Below are 3047 nucleotides of genomic sequence, written 5' to 3'. Positions count from 1 at the left end.
CCCACGCCCTGCTGTCCGGCGGGCTGGTAGACGGGCTGTCGCTGCGGAGCCTGTCGCGGGACATGGGCAACACCCACGACGACGCCCGCGGCGACAGCGTGTTCCCCTACCCGGACTCGTGGGCGATCGACCTCGTGGGCGATCGACGTGTTGGACGTCGGCGGGACCGCCCGCCTCACCGCGGCGAGCGGCTCATCGTCCGGATCGGACCGCCAGCGTTAAAGCGGCGGGAAAATAGAGCGGCGGGAAAGGGCGTCGGACGAAAGCCTGGATGCGGATCTCGCGGCAGATCTTTCCTCATTGCTGGTCGAGGCGACGGGACCCGCCGTTGGTCCGATCTTTATCCGGTTGGTTCATCAGCGATCCCGGCCCCGTCGTCGGGCCGCCGCGATGCAGAGGCCGACGTAGAGGGCCGCCGCCCCGCCGGCCAGCCACGCCCGGTCCGACGAGGGAGCGGCGGCCCGCCCGGGTCCTTCGGTGACGGCCCAGAACGCCAGCCCGACCGCGGCGAACGACGCCAGTCCGATTGCGTTCACCACCGGCCCCGCCCAAGCCGTTCGGCGGGAGGCGTCGGGCGGCGGGTTGATCCTGCTCCGTTCCGCGACCCGGTCCGAAACAGCGGGTCGCGGAACGTTCGGCGGGCTCGAACCCGTCACTGGGGCAGGACTTCCAGCGTCGCGGCGTAGCTCAGTCGGCGGCTGCCGGCCTGCGGGAGCGTGGTCTTGTCGTCGGTCGACGAGGTTTCAAGCCAGTACATGCCCGGCTCGGGCCACGTCATGGAGAACTCGCCGTTCTCGTCGGTGGTGAGGTGCGTTTCGCCCTGCGTATCCCGGTAGCGGGTGCCGCCGCGGACGACTTCCACCTCCAGCCCCGCGGCCGGCTTGCCCTCGACCAGCACGCGGAACGTGCCGGTCTCTCCGGCGTACAGGTCGTTGGGGTGGGTGACCGGGATCAGTTCGATTCCCTTGCCGGTGGGCTTCAGGGCGGTCTTGGTCGGCGGGCCGTTGGTCACGAACGTCTCCACCCGGCCGAGGTACTCCGTCACATGCAGGTCCTCCGCGTCGCCGGGGATCTCCGCGGCGAAGGCCTTCGGGGAGCCCCGCCAGCGGCGGGTCTCGCCGTCTTTTTGATAACTGGCGAACAGGCCCTCGTTCAGCACGGCGACCCGGTAGGTGCCCTCCTGTTCGAGGGGCAGGTCGAACACGCTGCGGTAGCGCCCGACCGACTGGTTCTGGGCCTGCGCGTCCGTGCCGTCCGGGGCCGTGATCGTCAGCCCGTCAAGCTGCAGCGGGAAGTGGTTGAAGTAGAACAGGTCGTTGGAGACCGCCGCGTCGACGGTCACCCACGGCTCGGCGCCGGAGAGCACGGTCTGCGAGGGCAACAACCACACCTTGTGGGCGAACGAAGTCGCCGGGAACGCCAGCGTGACCGCCAGCGTGAACAGGATCGAACGGGACATGGGGTCTTTCAGGAGGGGGGACGGGTGAACGCCGATGGGGCGGGGCGTCAGGGGCGGACGGTCAGGGCGACCGTGCCGAGTTCCTCCTCGCCCTCGGCCCGCTGCGTCCGCGGGGCCTTGGCGGGCCAGGCAAAGGGGAGTTCCAGCAGTTCGCGGCCGCCGACTTCGCGGGCGGCCTCGACCTTCAGCGTGTATTCGCCGGGCTCAAGGCGGGACAGGCGCTCGTCGGCGTCGGCGAAGGTCAGCGTGTGCGTGCCGGCGGGGCGGGTGGCGCCGCTGACCGCGTCGACCGGCATCTCCAGCGAGCGGCCGGTCCGGCGCCACCACTGCCGCAGGTCCGGCAGCCACTTGGTGCCGGTCTGATCCTGCGGGGTCTTCATCTGATACCACACGGCCAGGTTGGCGACGGCCTTGCGGTTCTCGTCTTCGATCCAGACGGCGACGTACGGGCGGTGATATTCGGAGACGTTCAGGCGGGGGATCTCCACGGAGACCTCCAACGCGGCCTCCGCCGGCTCCTCCGCCGGTAGGCACTGCCAGCCGACGGCGGAGAGGGCGATCGCGGCGACGGCGAGGCGAAATTTCTTCATCGGCGAGAACTCGGGAACGGGGCGGCGTGCGGGATTAGTGAACGAACAACAGGGCCAGCAGCAGGGGGCCGATCAGCCCCAGCCCGACCAACGGCCAGGTGGACGGCCGCCGCCGGGCGTGAAACCAGAGCAGGTACAGGCCGGTCAGACAGAACACGAAGGTCGCCGCCGAGAAGACGTCGATAAACCACCGCCACGCGGCGCCGGTGTGGCGGCCCTTGTGCAGGTCGTTGAAGTAGGCGATCCAGCCGCGGTCGGTGGCTTCGAACTCCACGTCCCCGCTGACGCGGTCGATCGCCAGCCAGGCGTCCGAGCCGGGGCCGGGCATGGAGAGGTACGCCTCGTCCTCGCTCCACTCCGCCGGGCGGACGCCGATCGGTTTGCCGAACCGCTCGCTCAGCCACGCGGCGGTCGCGGGCGGCAGCGGGGCGTCGCCGTCGGCGTCGACCTCGGCCAACTCCGCCAGCAATTCCGAGGGCAGCACGGCTTCGGCGGTCGTGATCTCCGGCTCGGCGGGAATTTGCCCGGCGTGGTTCAGCGTGATCCCGGTTCCGGCGAACAGCAGCATGCCGACCAGGCAGACGGCCGAACTCGTCCAGTGCCACTGGAGCATCGTCCGCATCCAGAACCCCCGCCACGGACTGCGGCCGGGGCGGGCGGACGGGCCGGTTGGGGGACGGTCAGTCACGGGACGTTCTGCTCTTGATCGAGGGCGAACCGCACCCCGCGGCCGGCGGCCGGCAGCAGGGCCGAGCCGTGGCGTTCCCCGGCGAACTCCACGAACGCCGCCTCCACTCCCGGGAGCGAGGCGCCGGTCAGCAGCTCGACTAAGTCTTCGGCGTCCGCCGTCGTGCGGTCGGGGCTGCCGGCCGGGCCCGCCGTCGGCCGGCGCTCCAACTCGCCCAGCGTGGCCAGCAACCGGACCGGCGGGGCCCCGCCGGTCCGGGCGGCGGCGAAGGTCTTCGCGTCTTCCAGGATCGCCCCGTCGTTCCACCAGA

General features: G+C 71.0%; 4 protein-coding genes and 1 pseudogene. All 5 read right to left on the bottom strand.

Annotation, left to right across the window (positions count from 1 at the left end):
* Positions 1-356 precede the first annotated feature (356 nt).
* Complete coding sequence (locus tag ACG2DA_RS22235) at positions 357-539, bottom strand: hypothetical protein (RefSeq protein ID WP_395258811.1); 183 nt, start codon at positions 537-539, stop codon at positions 357-359.
* A 113-nt stretch (positions 540-652) separates the two neighbouring features.
* Positions 653-1459 (bottom strand): DUF4198 domain-containing protein, encoded by an 807-nt coding sequence (locus ACG2DA_RS22230; protein WP_395258809.1) that lies wholly within the window; start codon positions 1457-1459, stop codon positions 653-655.
* A gap of 47 nt (positions 1460-1506) precedes the next feature.
* Positions 1507-2049 (bottom strand): DUF2271 domain-containing protein, encoded by a 543-nt coding sequence (locus ACG2DA_RS22225; RefSeq protein ID WP_395258807.1) that lies wholly within the window; start codon positions 2047-2049, stop codon positions 1507-1509.
* 34 nt (positions 2050-2083) lie between these two features.
* On the bottom strand, positions 2084-2671 hold the full coding sequence (locus tag ACG2DA_RS22220; protein WP_395258812.1) for a PepSY-associated TM helix domain-containing protein: 588 nt from the start codon (positions 2669-2671) through the stop codon (positions 2084-2086).
* Positions 2672-2733: 62 nt separating this feature from the next.
* Positions 2734-3047 (bottom strand): annotated as a pseudogene (locus ACG2DA_RS22215) (hypothetical protein); the annotation flags it as partial.

The sequence above is a fragment of the Alienimonas sp. DA493 genome (assembly GCF_043951915.1).
Lineage (GTDB): Bacteria > Planctomycetota > Planctomycetia > Planctomycetales > Planctomycetaceae > Alienimonas.
This window is presented reverse-complemented; position numbering and strand designations above follow the sequence as displayed.